Annotated in this window: 13 protein-coding genes; 6 read left to right on the forward strand and 7 right to left on the reverse strand. The window is 72.8% G+C overall.

All coding sequences use genetic code 11. From position 1 onward, the window contains the following. The first annotated feature begins 442 nt into the window (after positions 1-442). Both VGE38_RS08875 and VGE38_RS08880 read left to right on the forward strand, forming a co-directional pair. Positions 443-2,626: a carbon starvation CstA family protein gene (locus VGE38_RS08875; RefSeq protein WP_331142175.1), complete on the forward strand. Its 2,184-nt coding sequence runs from the start codon at positions 443-445 to the stop codon at positions 2,624-2,626. Further along, positions 2,623-2,796, forward strand: coding sequence for a CstA-like transporter-associated (seleno)protein (locus tag VGE38_RS08880; protein ID WP_331142176.1), 174 nt, complete (start codon positions 2,623-2,625; stop codon positions 2,794-2,796). The genes VGE38_RS08875 and VGE38_RS08880 overlap by 4 nt, the downstream gene beginning before the upstream one ends. On the opposite strand, the gene VGE38_RS08885 is transcribed toward VGE38_RS08880, so the two are convergent. Further along, the gene (locus tag VGE38_RS08885; RefSeq protein ID WP_331142177.1) at positions 2,774-6,535 is read right to left on the reverse strand and encodes an acyltransferase family protein; all 3,762 of its coding nucleotides are present in this window, start codon (positions 6,533-6,535) and stop codon (positions 2,774-2,776) included. The two genes, VGE38_RS08880 and VGE38_RS08885, sit on opposite strands and share 23 nt — an antisense overlap. 354 nt (positions 6,536-6,889) lie before the next feature. On the opposite strand from VGE38_RS08885, the gene dapD reads away from it, so the two are divergent. The 3 genes from dapD to VGE38_RS08900 are packed head-to-tail and all read left to right on the forward strand — an operon-like array spanning position 6,890 to position 9,617. Continuing rightward, on the forward strand, positions 6,890-7,831 hold the full coding sequence (gene dapD, locus VGE38_RS08890; protein ID WP_331142178.1) for a 2,3,4,5-tetrahydropyridine-2,6-dicarboxylate N-succinyltransferase: 942 nt from the start codon (positions 6,890-6,892) through the stop codon (positions 7,829-7,831). Continuing rightward, positions 7,831-8,655 (forward strand): hypothetical protein, encoded by an 825-nt coding sequence (locus VGE38_RS08895; RefSeq protein WP_331142179.1) that lies wholly within the window; start codon positions 7,831-7,833, stop codon positions 8,653-8,655. Before dapD ends, VGE38_RS08895 begins: the two co-directional genes overlap by 1 nt. A 47-nt stretch (positions 8,656-8,702) precedes the next feature. Further along, positions 8,703-9,617 (forward strand): VldE C-terminal domain-containing protein, encoded by a 915-nt coding sequence (locus VGE38_RS08900; RefSeq protein ID WP_331142180.1) that lies wholly within the window; start codon positions 8,703-8,705, stop codon positions 9,615-9,617. An 83-nt stretch (positions 9,618-9,700) separates the two neighbouring features. Here the strand turns inward: VGE38_RS08900 and dapC are convergent, their stop codons facing one another. Both dapC and fdxA read right to left on the reverse strand, forming a co-directional pair. Then, positions 9,701-10,810 carry a succinyldiaminopimelate transaminase gene (gene dapC / locus VGE38_RS08905; RefSeq protein WP_331142181.1) on the reverse strand — a complete coding sequence of 370 codons (1,110 nt, stop codon included), beginning with the start codon at positions 10,808-10,810 and terminating at the stop codon, positions 9,701-9,703. A gap of 5 nt (positions 10,811-10,815) precedes the next feature. Beyond that, positions 10,816-11,142, reverse strand: a complete 327-nt coding sequence (gene fdxA / locus VGE38_RS08910; RefSeq protein ID WP_331142182.1) for a ferredoxin — start codon at positions 11,140-11,142, stop codon at positions 10,816-10,818. Positions 11,143-11,195: 53 nt separating this feature from the next. Here fdxA and VGE38_RS08915 point away from each other — a divergent pair, with 53 nt between their 5' ends. Continuing rightward, complete coding sequence (locus tag VGE38_RS08915) at positions 11,196-12,095, forward strand: GNAT family N-acetyltransferase (RefSeq protein ID WP_331142183.1); 900 nt, start codon at positions 11,196-11,198, stop codon at positions 12,093-12,095. Here the strand turns inward: VGE38_RS08915 and VGE38_RS08920 are convergent. The 4 genes from VGE38_RS08920 to VGE38_RS08935 form a co-directional block, all read right to left on the reverse strand. Continuing rightward, positions 12,092-13,873: a VanW family protein gene (locus VGE38_RS08920; protein ID WP_331142184.1), complete on the reverse strand. Its 1,782-nt coding sequence runs from the start codon at positions 13,871-13,873 to the stop codon at positions 12,092-12,094. The genes VGE38_RS08915 and VGE38_RS08920 overlap by 4 nt on opposite strands. A gap of 35 nt (positions 13,874-13,908) precedes the next feature. Continuing rightward, positions 13,909-14,250, reverse strand: a complete 342-nt coding sequence (locus VGE38_RS08925; protein WP_331142185.1) for a DUF6113 family protein — start codon at positions 14,248-14,250, stop codon at positions 13,909-13,911. Continuing rightward, on the reverse strand, positions 14,247-15,170 hold the full coding sequence (mshB, locus tag VGE38_RS08930) for an N-acetyl-1-D-myo-inositol-2-amino-2-deoxy-alpha-D-glucopyranoside deacetylase (RefSeq protein WP_331142186.1): 924 nt from the start codon (positions 15,168-15,170) through the stop codon (positions 14,247-14,249). Before mshB ends, VGE38_RS08925 begins: the two co-directional genes overlap by 4 nt. Before the next feature lie 19 nt (positions 15,171-15,189). Further along, positions 15,190-16,036 (reverse strand): HNH endonuclease signature motif containing protein (locus VGE38_RS08935; protein ID WP_331142187.1); only part of this gene is annotated, 847 nt, incomplete at its 5' end.

Consider the following 16,036-nt stretch of genomic DNA (forward strand, 5'->3'; position numbering starts at 1 on the left):
CGGTCGGTCTCATCGGGCCGCCAGGACGACTCGCGCCGCGGTACCACCTGGCTTGCCGACGCCCACGGGGAGCGGCCGACCACTCGTTGACGGCTGTGACGGGCCGGACCCGCCGGGTTCTAGTAGGCCGGACCCTTAACCCGCTGATTAAGAGTCAGGCCGTTCTTCCCGGGGCTCGCCGCTGATGACGGCTCGAGCGCCTGTGGCATACAGCGTAGGCCGTCGTAGGTGAGTCGCGCGAACCAGATCCGGTTCGCAGCGCACAGACCAGCATGCGGTGACGAAGAGTGGAGCCTTCTGCCACAGGCGCAGGCGGATCGGTGGCGAAAGGCTCCACTTGCCGGCACGGCGACGGGGGTGGTCTAGATCACTTCGCAGTAGCATCGAGATACCGGCTCCGCCGGTGACCTCACAGCTGAACATCTGCGCCTCGGGAGCTCGCATGTCAGTCACGACACCCTCACGCCCTTCCCTCTCCGCCCGCGGCATCGCCGTCTGGACGATCGTCGCCCTGGTCGGAGCCACCTGCTGGGCCGTGCTCGCGCTCTCGCGCGGCGAGGACGTCTCGGCGCTGTGGGTCCTCTTCGCCGCGCTGGCGTCGTACGCCATCGCCTACCGCTTCTACTCCCGCTTCATCGCGCGGCGGGTGCTCGAGGTCGACGACACGCGAGCGACACCGGCCGAGCGACTGCAGAACGGCCGCGACTTCGACCTCACCGACCGGCGCGTGCTGTTCGGCCACCACTTCGCCGCCATCGCCGGGGCCGGGCCGCTGGTCGGGCCGGTGCTGGCCGCCCAGATGGGCTACCTGCCCGGGACGATCTGGATCATCGTCGGCGTCATCCTGGCCGGCGCCGTGCAGGACATGATGGTGCTGTTCTTCTCGATGCGGCGCGACGGGAAAAGCCTGGGCCAGATGGTGCGCGAGGAGATCGGCGCCGTCGCCGGTGTCGCGGCCCTGATCGCCGTCTTCGCGATCATGATCATCATCCTCGCGGTGCTCGCCCTGGTCGTCGTCAACGCGCTCGCGGAGTCGCCGTGGGGCGTGTTCTCGATCGGGCTCACGATCCCGATCGCGCTCTTCATGGGCTTCTACCTGCGCTACCTGCGGCCCGGCCAGGTCCTCGAGGTCACCGGGATCGGCGTGGCCCTGCTGCTGCTGGCGATCATCGGCGGCGGCTACGTCGAGGAGATGGGCCTGGCCGACGGCCTGACGCTGTCGAAGGAGACCCTGACGATCTGCCTGGTCGTCTACGGCTTCGTCGCGTCGGTGCTGCCGGTGTGGATGCTGCTGACGCCGCGCGACTACCTCTCGACCTTCATGAAGATCGGCGTGATCGTGCTGCTGGCGGTGGGCCTCGTCCTCGCGGCACCGGCGCTGCAGCACGAGGCGGTCAGCAGCTTCGCGACGGCGGGCGACGGTCCGGTGTTCGCGGGGAAGCTGTTCCCGTTCGTGTTCATCACCATCGCCTGTGGCGCCCTGTCAGGCTTCCATGCCCTGATCTCCTCGGGCACCACCCCGAAGATGATCGCCAAGGAGAGCCACGTCCGGATGATCGGGTACGGCGGCATGCTGATGGAGTCGTTCGTCGCCATCAGCGCGCTCATCGCCGCGACGGTCATCGACCCGGGGATCTACTACGCGATGAACGCCCCGCTCGGCGCGACCGGCGGCGCGGCCGAGAGCGCCGCCGAGTTCGTCCGGGGACTGGGCTTCACGCTGACCCCGGCCGACCTCGAGACGGCGGCCGCGTCGGTGGAGGAGGAGATCATCTCCCGCACCGGTGGCGCGCCGACGCTGGCCTTCGGCATCTCGCTGATCTTCACCGAGGCGTTCGGCGGCGCGCTGGCGGCGTTCTGGTACCACTTCGCGATCATGTTCGAGGCGCTGTTCATCCTCACCGCCGTCGACGCCGGCACCCGGGTCGGACGCTTCATGGTGCAGGACACCGTCGGCAACCTGTGGAAGCGGTACGGCGACGTCTCCTGGCGTCCCGCCGCCTGGTCGGCCAGCGCGATCGTCGTGGCGGCCTGGGGCTACATGCTGTGGATCGGCGTCGGTGACCCGCTGGGCGGCATCAACCAGCTCTTCCCGCTGTTCGGCATCGCCAACCAGCTGCTCGCCGCCATCGCGCTCACGCTCTGCGTGACGCTGCTGATCAAGCACGGCAAGGCGAAGTGGGCCTGGGTGCCGGGGATCGGCCTGGTCTGGGACCTGATCACCACGATGACGGCGAGCTGGCAGAAGGTGTTCAGCGACAACCCGGCCATCGGCTACTTCGCCCAGGCCGACGCGGCCCGTGCGGCACGGGACGCGGGCGAGCTCTACGGCACCGCGCAGACGCCCGACGACGTCGACCAGATCGTCTACAACTCGATGCAGAACGGCATCCTGCAGGCGGCGTTCGCGGTGCTCGTGATCGTGGTCGTCGCCGGCGCTCTCATCACCTGCGTCCGGGGCCTGCGGGCCGGCCGGCTGCCGACGACCGAGGTGCCGCCGACGCCCTCGCGGGTCGTGGCGCCGGCCGACTTCTTCGCGACCGCGGAGGAGAAGGAGGCCGTGCGGGCCTGGGAGGCGGAGCACAGCCGGCGCGGCGGCGAGCTGACCGGAAGCGGTCGGCCGTGAGCGCGCTGCGCCGGGCCTGGCGGCTGCTGCGGGAGGCGACCGGCGAGGCCAAGTGGGACGACTACCTCGCGGCGTGCGACCGCGCGGGCGTCGTACCGGTGTCGCGACGGGAGTTCGAGCGCGACCGCTGCGACGCTCGCGAGCACCTCACGAACGGCCGCTGCTGCTGAGCGCGCCCGCCCCCACGAGCAGCTCGTCGAGCGCTCCGGCCACGTGTGTGCTCCACGTCCGGCTGACGTGCGAGGCGTCGTTGTACATCCCGATGCCGGCCGCCACGGCCGGGCAGTAGCCCGCCGCGCACAGCAGGGGCGTCGGGTCCACCCAGGTCAGTCCCGTGGCGGTGACCTGCTTGTGCAGCCACTGGTTCGTGCGCACGCTGGCCGACGGTCGGGCCAGCTCGCACTGCGCGATGCCCTGCTCGGCGGTGGCCAGGCAGTCCGGGACCGAGCCGGCGCGCAACGGCGTGTCCGCCAGGACGACCAGCCGGTGACCGAGGCCGGCCAGCCGCGGCATCGTGGCCCGGATCGCGGTACGCCAGCCCGCGCCCACCGGATCGCCCGCCTCCGCGGTGCGCTCGTCGACGATGCTCGTGAGGACCACCAGCTGCGGGTCCAGGTCGGCGACCGCGCGCAGCGTCGCGGCGCGGTACTCCCCACACGCCGGGTCGTTCCCGTCCCTGCCGCCCGCGAAGGTCTCCAGCTGCCAGACGGGGCAGCCGGGCTTGACGAAGGGCACGAGGTCCAGGCCCCGGTCCTGCGCGAGCCGCTGGAAGGCGGGCAGCCACTGCCCCACGTGGGAGTCGCCGACCACGACCAGGTCGGGCCGGTCCACAGCGAGGTCCCCGGCACAGGCGGTGATCGACTCCGTCCGGGCGTGGTCCCAGCACCAGGACCCGCTCGCGAAGCCGTCGGCGGCCAGTTCCTCCGCCCGGATGCCGGGCGGTACGGGGGCGCCGAGCCTGGCCAGGTCGGCGCTGCAGGCCAGCTCGGCGCGGATCTCGGCGAGCGTGGCCGGGTCCACCGGGCGGGCCTCCTCGCCCGGGCACGCGTCGGTGTGCTCGGCGTACCAGCCCGCGGCATCCTGCTGGACCAGCGTCTGACGGTGCTCGGCGTACGCCGTCGAGGCGAACGCGACCGATACGGCCGTGACCGCGGCGACCGGCCACCACACCAACGGCCGCAGCCCCCGGAACACGGTGCGCCGACGTCGCAGCAACGGGTCCTCGACCAGCCGGAAGGTCAGGTCGGCGGCGACCAGCGAGATCCCGACCAGCAACGCGACCCGCGCGGCCTGGGACCAGTCGTCGGGGACCAGCGGGTCGCCGAGCACGATCACCGGCCAGTGCCACAGGTACAGGCTGTAGGAGATGTCGCCCAGCCACCGCAGCGGCCGTACGCCGAGCAGGCGGTTGACCCCCACCTGCTCGCGCATGCCCGCCGCGAGGAGGAGCACGGCGCCGGTGGTCGGGACGAGCGCATGCCAGCCGGGGAAGCCGTCCTCGGTCATCCACAGCGCGGTGCCGATGATCATCGCCGTGCCCGCCAGTCCGCCGAGCCACGCGAACCAGCGCGGCACCCGGGTGACGCTGAGCGCGGCGAAGGCGAGCAGCGCCCCCAGGCCGAGCTCGAAGGCACGGGTGTAGGTGGAGAAGTAGGCCTCGGAGGGATCGGTGACCGTCAGCGAGATCGACGCCCCCAGCGAGAGCGCGCAGAGCATCGCGACGACGAGCATGACCGAGCCCGGGCGCAGCGCGCGGAGCAGCAGGATCAGCAGCAGCGGCCAGACGAGATAGAACTGCTCCTCCACCGACAGCGACCAGAAGTGCTGGAACGGCGAGGCGGCGGTCTCCGCGAAGTAGTCGGTGGCCTGGCGGATCAGGTGGAGGTTCTCCAGGAAGGCGGCCGACCACAGCGCGTCCTCCGCGTACTGGCGCACGCGCAGCGAGGAGGTGAGCAGGCCTGCGGCCGTGATGATGGCGGCGCTGACCACGACCGCGGCCGGCAGGATCCGCTGGGCGCGGCGGGCGTAGAAGTCCCGCAGGCTGATGCGGCCCTTGAGCTCGAACTCACGCAGCATGAGCGCGGTGATGAGGAAGCCGGAGATGACGAAGAAGACGTCGACGCCGGCGAACCCGCCGGGCAGGCCGGCGAGGCCGAGGTGGGTGGCGACCACGAGCCCCACGGCGACCGCTCGCAGGCCTTGGATGTCGTTGCGTCGGGCCGGCAGCGGGGCGGGCGGACGCTGCTCGGCCAGGCTCTCGCCGATGACGGCGGCCGCGGGCAGGCCGGGCGGCACGTCGTGGCCCGGGTGGGGCGGGGTGAAGAAGATCCAGTCCGTGAGGGCCCGGATGCCGGCGAACTCGTCGCCGGAGACCTGGTAGGCGGTGTTGCCGCGACGGGAGCGCACCGCACGCATCCGGATCGGCTCACCGCCGGGGAGCCGGACGGTGACCTCTCCACCCGGCGTCGCCGCGGCGGGTGGCTCGCCGTCGAACGCCACCGCGAGCCCGGTGGTGGAGATGTCGCGCAGCGGGGCGCGGACGCCGTCGACCTCGACGGTGGCCGGCACGTTGAACCGGTAGGCCACTCGGCGCGTGGTCCGGAAGTGCGGGTCCCGGATCCGGGCGATGCCGAGCAGCAGCACGACCTCACCCCACAGCAGCCAGACACCGCCGGTGAGGGTGGCGGCCGTCGAGCTGGGCCAGGGCAGCGGCACGATGAGGGTCAGCACGCCGTACGTGAGCACGACGCCGAGTGCGACGGCGAGCACGACCAGGGCCGTCGGGATCTTCCCTTCACGGCGCTCGTCCGCGGCACCCTTCGGCGTCACCTCGAAGTCGAGCTGGCGACGGGTCACCAGCCACCACATCGACGCGAGCCCGATCGGGATCCGCAACACCCGCAGCTCCAGGGCGTGCCGCCAGCGGATGTAGTGGCGGTACAGCAGGTTTGCCCCCAGCAGGCGACACAGCACCATGGCGGCGACCAGGGCGGCGTAGAGCGCTGGGTCGGTGTCGACCGGCTGCACACCGGAGATCAGGATCGCCGCGGGCAGCAGCAGGGCGCCGGCCGTGAGCGCGCCCTCGAACCACCAGAACGCGGAGATGAGGTACTCCAGCTGGTTGCGCAGCGTCAGCCAGCGCTTGGGGCGCCACAGCTTCTCCAGGACGTGGACCTGCATGGCTCCGAGCGCCCAGCGGCGACGCTGGATGAGGTACTGCTCCGGGGTGTCCGGCGCGAGACCGACGGCGAGGATCTGGTGGTGGTAGACGCTGCGCCACCCGCGCTTGAGCAGCTTCAGCGTGGTGTGGAGGTCCTCGGTGATCGTCTCGGTGGCGATGCCGCCGACCTCCTCGATCGCCGAGCGGCGCACGATCGAGGTGGAGCCGCACCACGGCGGGTCCTTCCGCCGCCGCGAACGGGACACCATCAGCGCGTGGAAGAAGATGCCCTGCTCGCCGGCGAACCCGTCGCCGTCGAAGGCGTTCTCGTTGAAGTACGCCTGCGGCGCCTGGACCAGCGCGATCCGCGGGTCGTCGAACCAGCCGAGCGTCTCGTGGAGGAACCCGTCCAACGGCACGTGGTCGCAGTCCAGGATCGCGACGAACTCGGCCGGGCTGCCCTCCTGCGCGAGCAGGGCCAAGGCGTGGTTGATGTTGCCCGCCTTGGCGTCCTCGTGCTCGGAACGCTGGACGTAGCGCGCGCCGTACGCCTCACACAGCTCGCGTACCCACGGCCGGTCGCCGTCGTCGAGCACCCAGGTCTCGTGGGCGGGCTGGAGCCGACAAGCGGCGGCCACCGTCGGCGCGAGGACGGCCGCCGGCTCGTTGTACGTCGGGATGAAGACGACCACCGGCCCGAACTGCTCGGCCACGCCGGCCCGCGGGGCGGCGAGGCGTCCAGCTGCCACAGCGTCACCCAGCGCAGCACGAGCCCGAGCAGCGGTGCGCCCTCGAAGACCAGGAGCCCCCACCCCACCGCCCGCGCGACGCCGTCGTCGGGCATGGTCCATCCAATGCGCCAGGTCAGGTAGGCGACCATCGCGAGAATGCCGAGGAGGCCGCCCGCCCGGGCGCGCCAGGACGTGCGACGGTCCTCCCGTTGCGGGGTGCTCAACAGCCGTGCCCAGGCGGACATGCTCGCGTTCGCAGCGGTGATGGCCGTCACTCCTTTTCGGCACCCGATTACCTAAAGCCGATCCTCTCCCGACAGCGGTCGGTAACCGAATCCGTGACGACTGATCCCGCCGGTAGGATCCTCGCCCGTGACCTCTCAGAGCGCCTGGGGCTACGGCCTCGCGACGTACGCCGGCACCGCCTCCCAGCAGACCGTCCTCGACGTCTGGTTCCCCGAGCCCGCGCTGGGCCGGCGGCCGGCCGACGCGACGGCGCCCGCTGACCTGTCCGCGCTCGAGGGCACGGACGCGGCGCGCGGCGTCGAGAAGAAGGTCGTCCTCGTCGAGATCGCCGACCTGGCCACGGCCCCGGCCGACACGGCCGACGTCTGGCTCCGGCTCCACCTGCTCTCGAGCCGGCTGGTCCGGCCGCACGGGCAGAGCCTGGACGGCATCTTCGGCCTGCTCGCCAACGTCGTGTGGACCTCGGAGGGCCCGTGCGCGGTGGACGGGTTCGAGCTGACCCGCGCCCGGCTCAAGGCGGCCGGCCGCCACGTGAGCGTCTACGGCGTGGACAAGTTCCCCCGCCTGGTCGACTACGTCGTGCCCAGCGGCGTGCGGATCGCCGACGCCGACCGGGTCCGGCTCGGCGCCCACCTCGCCGCGGGCACCACCGTCATGCACGAGGGCTTCGTGAACTTCAACGCCGGCACGCTGGGCGCCTCGATGGTGGAGGGCCGCATCTCGGCCGGCGTCGTGGTCGGCGACGGCTCCGACATCGGCGGCGGCGCCTCGATCATGGGCACGCTGTCGGGCGGCGGCACGCAGGTCATCTCCCTCGGGGAGCGCTGCCTGCTCGGCGCCAACGCCGGCATCGGCATCTCGCTGGGCGACGACTGCGTCGTCGAGGCCGGCTGCTACCTCACCGCCGGCACGAAGGTCACGCTCCACGACGGCACGGTCGTGAAGGCCCTGGAGCTCTCCGGCGCCTCCAACGTGCTGTTCCGCCGCAACTCGGTCACCGGCGCCGTCGAGGCGGTCCCGTGGCAGGGCGAGGGCATCGTCCTCAACGAGGCGCTGCACAAGAACTAGTGGGGCGACTCGTCGCCGCGGTCGTCGTCGTGGTGCTGCTCGCCGGCGGCGCGACGGCGGCCTGGCGCACCCTCTCCGAGGAGGTGCGCACCCTGCTCCCCGACGAGTGCGTCGCCGAGGTCGGCCCGCTGCGGGCCACCCTCACGCCCGAGCAGGCGGAGAACGCCGCGCTGATCGCCGCCATCGCGGTGCGTCGCGGCCTGCCGGCGCGCGCCGTCACGATCGCGCTGGCCACGGCGCTGCAGGAGTCGCGGCTGCGCAACATCCGCTACGGCGACCGTGACTCCCTCGGCCTGTTCCAGCAGCGCCCCTCCCAGGGCTGGGGCACCCGCCGGCAGATCATGGATCCTGTCTACGCCACGCACCGGTTCTACGACGGGCTGGAGCGCGTCGAGGGCTACCGCGACCTGCGCGTGACCGAGGCCGCCCAGCGCGTGCAGCGCTCCGCCTTCCCGGAGGCCTACGGCCAGCACGAGCCGGAGGCACGGGCGCTGGCCTCCGCATTGTCGGGCGCCTCGCCCCACGCCTTCGGGTGCCGCGTCGGCGAGCCCTCGGTCGGCGACCCGGCGACAGTGCGCGACGAGGTCACCGGTGTCTTCGCCGACCTCGTCGCTCGACCCGTCGTGACCGGCTCGACCCTGACCGTCGGCGTGCCCGGGCGACGTACCGGCTGGGCGCTCGCGCACTACCTGGTCGCCCAGGCAGACCGGCTCGGCGTGCGCCGGGTCGAGTACGCCGGCCGCGCCTGGGACGGTGACACCGGCTGGGCCCCCGACGACTCCACCCTGCGCCGTCAGGTCCGCGTCGACGTCGCCACCGTCTGAGGCGGCTGCTTGGCCCAGCGCTTGTTGCCGGCCGCCATGATGTGCCCGTGCGACGGCTCCCCCGGCTCCCCGCTCTGCCCTGGCTCGCCGGGGGCGCCGCCCTGCTGCTGCTCGTCGGCCTGATCGGCTACGCCGTCCTCCGGGAGCGGGTGACCCTCCCCATCCCCGGCCTGACGCCGGAGCGCTGCACGGCCACGGTGGCCGACACGACCGTCACCCTCGACCTCGAGCAGGCGGCGCGGGCCGGTCAGGTGGCGGGGCTGGCGGTCGGCCGCGGCCTGCCGGCACGGGCCGCCACGGTGGCGCTCACGGTCGCGCTGGCCGACTCCGACCTGGCGCGGCTGCCCGGCGGCGGCCCGGACGGCGTACTGGCCCTCCTCGACGACGTCGTGGCGGTGCCCGGCTACCGGCGGCTGGACGTCGCGGAGGCCGCTGCGGCCGCCGCCGGCGGGGAGTCGGAGGACTATGCCGACGCGGTCGCCGACGCACGGGCGCTGGCCTCGGCCCTGACCGGGAACTCCGAGGAGGCGTTCAGCTGCCGCATCGGCGGCGACCCCGACGAGGCCTCCGACGAGCTGAACGCCGCCGGACTGGTCCCCCGGGCAGAGACGGTGCGCGCGGAGATCCGCGAGGTCTTCGGCCCGCTGCCGCTCGGCGGCTTCGAGCCACGTGGCGTCAGCACCGGACACATGGCGGGCTCGGCCCACTACGAGGGCCGCGCCGTGGACGTCTTCTTCCGGCCGGTCACCGCGGCCAACCAGGTCCGCGGCTGGGCGCTGGCGCAGTTCCTCGTCTCCCAGGCCGACCGGCTCTCGGTCCGGACGGTGATCTTCGACGACCGGATCTGGACCAGCGGCGCACGCTCAGGACAGGGCTGGCGGGACTACGACCCGCCCGCGCGCAGCGGCGACCCGGCGATCCTCGAGCACCGCGACCACGTGCACGTCGACGTCCACGACTGAGCTGCTCACCCCGTTGGCACCAGGCACCTGACACCACCGACGGCGACACGCCGACAGCCGGTGAGAGAGGTCAGGTGCGCGCCTCAGTCGGCGGTCAGGCGCTCGACGGCGGCGTCGATCCGCTCGTCGGTCGCGGTGAAGGCCACCCGGACGTGGTCCTTGCCGGCCGCCCCGTAGAACGCGCCGGGGGCGGCGAGGATGCCCCGCTCGGCCAGCCAGGCGACGGTGGCCCAGCAGTCCTCGCCCCGGGTCGCCCACAGGTAGAGCGACGCCTCGGAGTGGTCGATGGCGAAGCCGGCGTGAACGAGCGCGTCACGCAGCCGCGCGCGCCGGGCGGCGTACCGCTCGTACTGGTCGTCGGCGTGCGCGTCGTCGTCGAGCGCGGCGACCATGGCGGCCTGCTGCGGCGCCGGCATCTGCAGGCCGAGGTTCTTGCGGACCGCGAGCAGCTCGCCGACCAGAGCAGGGTCGCCGGCGACGAACGCGCAGCGGTAGCCGGCCAGGTTGGAGCGCTTGGAGAGCGAGTGGACGGCGAGGATGCCCTCGAACGACCCGCCGCTGACCGAGGGGTGCAGCACGGAGATCGGCGGCTGGCCCTCCCAGGCGCACTCGATGTAGCACTCGTCGGAGACCAGGATCGTGCCGCGGTCGCGGCACCACTCGACCACCTTGCGCAGGTGCTCGACCGGCAGCACCCGACCGGACGGGTTGGAGGGGCTGTTGAGCCACAGCAGCGCCGGCACCTCCGGGCCGACCGCGGTCAGCGAGTCGGTGGCCATGGCGCGGGCGCCGACGAGCGCGGCGGAGACCTCGTACGTCGGGTAGGCCAGCTCGGGGTAGACGATCAGGTCACCCGCGCCGATCCCGAGGTGGAGCGGCAGCGAGGCGATCAGCTCCTTGGACCCGATCGACGGGATGACGGCGTCCAGTCCGAGGCCCGTCACCCCGTGGCGCCGCGCCAGCCAGTCGATGGCCGCCTGGCGGGTCGCCGGGTTGCCGACCGTGACGGGGTAGCCCGGCGCGTCGGCCGCCTCGCACAGCGCCCGCTGCGCGACCTCGGGGGTCGCGTCGACGGGCGTGCCGACTGACAGGTCGACGATCCCACCCTCGTGGGCACGCGCGGTGGCGGCGTACGACGTCAGCTTGTCCCAGGGGAAGTCCGGCAGGCGCCGCGAGACGAGCGGACGGGTCACCGGGCTCAGTGGTCCTGGTTCTGCGGCGGCAGCGCCGCCACGAACTCGGCGTCCTTGTCGATCTCACCCATCTTGGCGGCACCACCGGGCGAGCCGAGGTCGTCGAAGAACTTCACGTTCGCGTCGTAGTACTCCTTCCACTGCTCCGGCACGTCGTCCTCGTAGAAGATCGCCTCGACCGGGCAGACCGGTTCGCACGCGCCGCAGTCGACGCACTCGTCCGGGTGGATGTAGAGCATGCGCTTGCCCTCGTAGATGCAGTCGACCGGGCACTCGTCGACGCACGCACGGTCCTTCACGTCGACACACGGCTGGGAGATGACGTAGGTCATCCGACTTCCTCCTACGGGGACTGGGGCTGAGAGGCCCAGCCTAGTATCCCCGCGTGCCCGCTCACCGGTTAGGTCCACACGTTGTCGGCCAGCGCGTCGTCATCCGACGCCTGGTGCGCGGCGAGACCGGCCCCACGGGCGGACCGGCGTTCACCGACCTGCTCGGGATCTGCACGGACTGGGCGGAGGGCTGGTGCGTGGTCGCGCCCGAGTCGGGCGCTCCGGTGCGCATCCCCCTCGCCGACATCGTGTCCGGCAAGCCGGTGCCGCCGCGGCCCTCCGTACGGCACCGCGTCTCGGTGCGGGAGGCCGAGCTGCGCACGGCCGCGCTGTTCCCCGGACTGGAGACCGCGTACGTCGGCGAGTGGCAGTTGCGCGCGCAGCCGCGCCCCGATGCTCCCGTACGCCGGCGCGCCAACTCGTGCCTGGCCATGGGCGACCCCGGGGCGCCGTTCGACGAGGCGGTCGCCGCGGTCCGGGCGTTCTACGCCGCGCGGGACCGCCCGCCGCTGGTCAACGTCGAGGCGGCCTCGGAGACCGAGGCGGCGTTCCGGTCACACGGCTGGCTGCCGGTCCCGGGCGACGCCCACTTCCTGCTCGCCTCCGTGGCGCGGGCGCGGCGGCTGCTCGCTCGGTCACCCGCGGTGGCACCGGCGCGCTCGGTGGAGGGCGACCGGGCGCGCGTCACGGTGGCCGGGCGGGCCGAGGGGCAGGCGGCGGTCGACGGTGACTGGGTCGGCCTGTTCGGGCTGACGGTCGAGCCGGCGTACCGCCGTCAGGGGCTGGCCACGGCGGTCCTCGCCGAGCTGCTGGCCTGGGCGGCCGAGCAGGGCGCCCGCACGGCGTGGCTCCATGTCGAGACCGGCAACGACGCCGCGATCGCGCTCTATGAGGGGCTGGGGTTCGAGACCCACCACACCTATCGCTACCTGGCCCCGGGCACCCGGCCCTAGCGGACCACCTTCGGCGTCTTGCAGATCACGTGGTCCTGCGGGCGGTAGACGGTGTGGAACTTCTCGGTCTTCTCGACCGTGTCGCTCCCGGGCTTGCTGAAGTAGCGCCACACGTCGACGGAGAAGCCGCGGGCACCCTCGGTCGGCTCGCAGTTGCCGTCGGTCACGGTGCGGGTCTTGAAGTCGGTGAAGGCGTAGCGGTCGCTGGTCCGGGTCGTGATGTCCCAGACCTTGGTCGACCACATCGACACGGTCACCGACCCCTGGCGGCCGGGGGTCGAGGGCGTGAAGCCCGTGGTCACCAGGACGCCGTACGGCGTGTCGTTCTGGAACCGCAGGTCCAGCGCGCCCCAGGCCACCGTCGCCTCCCTGCCCACGGGGTAGCGGGAGATGTAGAGCGAGTGCGCCTTGTGCTCGACGTCCTTGAGCCCGGCGAAGAACATCGCGTTGAACGTGGTGGTCGCCAGCTGCGAGACGCCGCCGCCCAGGTCGGCGCGGAAGATGCCTTCCTGGATCGTCCAGCCCTCGGTGAAGCCGTTCTCGCGGGTGCGCTCCCCCACGACGCCGTTGAGGGAGAACGTCTCGCCCGGCTCGACGACGGTGCCGTTGACGAGCTCGGCGGCGCGGCCGATGTTGGTGTTGCGGTACTCCGCGTACGGGAAGTGCGTGGTGAAGGTCGAGACCCGCTCCTTGATCTGCCAGGCCTGCGCGTCCGCCGTGGAGATCTCCGGCTCGGCGACGGTCGCGGTGATCGGCGCCCGCCGCTGGCCCTCGGGCTTGGTGACCAGGTCCAGGAAGACGCGGGAGACCTCGGCAGGGTCGAAGGCGACGCCCGGCCGGGCCGGCACCACCTGAGGCTTGCCGCCGACGATGCGGACCGTCGCGTCGACCGGGGCGCTGGCGTCGTCGGCGATGCCGGCGGCGACGAGCTGCTGGAGCGCCTTCTCGTCGAGACCGGGCACGAGGGCGTCGCCCTGCGGCTCCAGGCGCAGCGCCGCGGCGTACTGCTGCGGCCGGAGCACCACCGGCGACTCCCCGAAGACCAGCGTCACCGGCGCGGCCATGGCGGGGTTGGCGAAGCTCGTCAGCGCCTGCTGTACGTCGGCCTGGTCGATGTCCGGCACGACCTCGTGCAGCGCCAGCTCGACCTTCCGCTCGTCCGACGGGATCGCCTCGACCAGCGCGTCGCGCAGCTCGTCGGGGTCCAGGCCCTGGCCGACGGCGGCGTCGGTGACCTGCACGCCGTCCTTGCCGAAGGCGACCGCACCGTCGCGGGCCGGCGCGCCGAGCGCGGTGTCGAGCCGTTCCAGCGCCGTGTCGAACGCCGCCTCGTCGAGGTCCAGGACCGGCGCGACCTCGTCGCCCCCGGTGTAGTGGTTCCACAGGTCGCGCGGGTCCCAGCTCCGCTCGGCGCCGGCACGCGCCACGGTCGCCTCGACGTCGATCGAGAGTCCGGCCCGGGCGGGGACGACGCGGGCGGTGTTGCCGCCGACCTCCACCTGGACCGCCTCGTCGAGGCGGTTCTCGAGCCGCTCGCGCAGCCGCTGCTCGGCGGCGTCGACGGTGAGGTTCCCGATGCCGACACCCGCGACAGTGGTGCCACTGGGAAGGCGGTCCTCGGCGAAGAAGTACGCTGCCGCCCAGCCGCCGCCCACCAGCAGTGCGAGCATCACGACGACGACCAGGACGGCCCCGAAGCCGGAGCGCTCACGCTTGACCGCCGAGGTCTCGGCAGTGTCCTCGATCGGTCCGGGAGGGCTCTGGTCCTGCGTGCTCACGACCGTGAGCCTATGCAATCCGGCCCAGCGAATCGCTAGGACGGGCCGGAGCGCCGCCGCGGTCCGGGCACCGTCGCCACCACCAGCACCACCACCACCAGGCCGAGTCCGAGCACGGCGTACCCGGCCGGGTCGCTCGAGATCACGAAGTCGCCCTCGGGTCGCGCGAACACGAACCAGCCGGCCGCCACGACCCAGCCGACGCCGTACGCCAGCCGGCGCCAGCCGGCCGGAGCCGCGACGAGCGCGGCCAGGGTGGCGGCCGCGCCCAGGGCGAGTCCCCAGCCCACTGGATGCACCCAGACGGTGGCCGTCCCGACCGCCGCTCCCAGCACGAGCAGGCCCGCGCCGGCGGCCGCGGCCCGGGCGCCGGTCACAGGCCGGCGACGAGGCCGGCGAAGAGGTCGGCCTCGAGACCGTTCTTCCCGACCGGACCCTGCGTGCCCTTGGCGATCCGGAAGTGCTCGAGGCCCCAGACCTGGTTGCCGATGTTGTTCGACAGGGCGAAGAACGGCCCGTCGACGGTGATCTGGGTCGCGTGGGCGCGCATCGCGGCCATCTTCTGGTCGGCGTAGTCGCAGGCGTCGATCTCGGCGGCCAGGTCCTCGTCGGGCGTCGTCATCGGCAGCGGTCCGTCGGGGTCCATGCCCTCGAAGGAGCTGTGGTCCCCCGCCTCGCGGAGCCGGCGCAGCCCTTCGCGCATCCGGCTCTCCGACATGGCCAGCCAGTAGATCTTCGCGATGTCCCAGGGCTCACCGAGGTCCCTGCGGTACGACGGCACGGCGGCCAGTTGCGCGGCGTACATCGCCACCCGGTGGGCCTGGATGTGGTCGGGGTGGCCGTAGTTGCCGAACTGGTCGTAGGTGACCAGGACCTGCGGGCGGACCTCGCGGATGATCCGCACCAGGTGGTCGGCCGCCTCGGTGAGGTCGGCGTGCCAGAAGGCGTTGTCGTGGATCGTGTCCGCCGGGATGGCGTAGCCGTCCTCGTGCCACTGCATGCCGGAGTCCCGGTAGGTGCCGAAGCCGCCGAGGAAGCGGTGGTCGGTGACGCCCAGCTCCCGCATGGCGGCGGCGAGCTCCTCGCGGCGGTGCTCGCCGAGCCGGTCGTCCTTGTCGGCGGCGAGGTGCTCGAGCTCCGGGACGAGGACCTCACCCATCTCGCCGGCCGTGCAGGTGACCAGGGTGACGCCGCGGCCCTCGGCGACGTACTTCGCCATCGTGGCGCCCGTGCCGATGGTCTCGTCGTCGGGGTGGGCGTGGACGAGGAGGAGTCGCTGCTCGGGGACCGCTGCCATGTCTCCGAGCCTAGTGGGCTCAGCCGGTGTCGCGGAGGTCGGGCGAGACGTCGCGGGTGGTGTGGCGGTCTGTGAGGAACTGGTGGCCGTGGGGGCTGGTCCAGAGGTGTTCGGCTGGGCCGAGGCGGGTGTAGGTCCAGGCGGTGTGGGTCTTGGTGCGGTGGTGGCGTCGGCACAGGGGTGCGAGGTTGTCGCTGGCGGTGGCGCCGCCGGTGGCGTGGGGGTGGATGTGGTCGAGGTCGAGGCTGTGCGCGGGGCGGTCGCAGTGGGGGAAGACGCAGGTGCGGTGTAGGGCCACGGTCTGCTCGCGCAGGGTGGTCGAGGGCTGGTAGCCGGTGCTGGTCAGCAGGGCGAGCAGGTCGATGACCGGTTTGACGGTGATCTCGGCGTCGGGGGTGGCGCACCATTGCTGGACCTGCTCGACGGTGACCGGGCCCAGCGGCCGGCCGGTGGGGGTGGCCAGGGTGGCGATGCCGTCGCCGCAGCCGTGCAGGGCGGTGTCGGTGAGGCTGACGTGCAGCACCAGCTGCCGGCGCCGTCCGCTGCTGGTCGCGGGAGGCTGGTCGGGCTGGTGGGGTAGTTCGCCGCGGGCCAGCAGGCCCAGGGCCTTGGCGCGGCGGACGTCGAGGGGGTCGGTGTCGCCCGCGGCGGCCAGGCTGGCGGCGATCTGGGCCAGGATCGTGTCGAGCTCGAGGGCGTCGGCGGCGTCGACGACGGCGTCGAGCCGGCCGGTGGCCAGAATGCCGTCGGGGACGTGGTTGAGGGTGACGCGGGCGTGGCGGGTCTCGAGGTCCTCCAGCGCGCGTTGGGCGGCGGTCTCGGGGTCGAACCGGACGATCGCGTCGGCCACCAGCCGGTCCAGGGTG

Source organism: Nocardioides sp. (genome assembly GCF_036405735.1).
Lineage (GTDB): Bacteria > Actinomycetota > Actinomycetes > Propionibacteriales > Nocardioidaceae > Nocardioides.

Excerpts from the sequence above, each read along its gene's own strand:
- VGE38_RS08875 (WP_331142175.1), top strand. The coding sequence starts at position 443 with ATGTCAGTCACGACACCCTCACGCCCTTCCCTCTCCGCCCGCGGCATC.
- fdxA (WP_331142182.1), bottom strand. The coding sequence starts at position 11,142 with ATGACCTACGTCATCTCCCAGCCGTGTGTCGACGTGAAGGACCGTGCG.
- mshB (WP_331142186.1), bottom strand. The coding sequence starts at position 15,170 with ATGGCAGCGGTCCCCGAGCAGCGACTCCTCCTCGTCCACGCCCACCCC.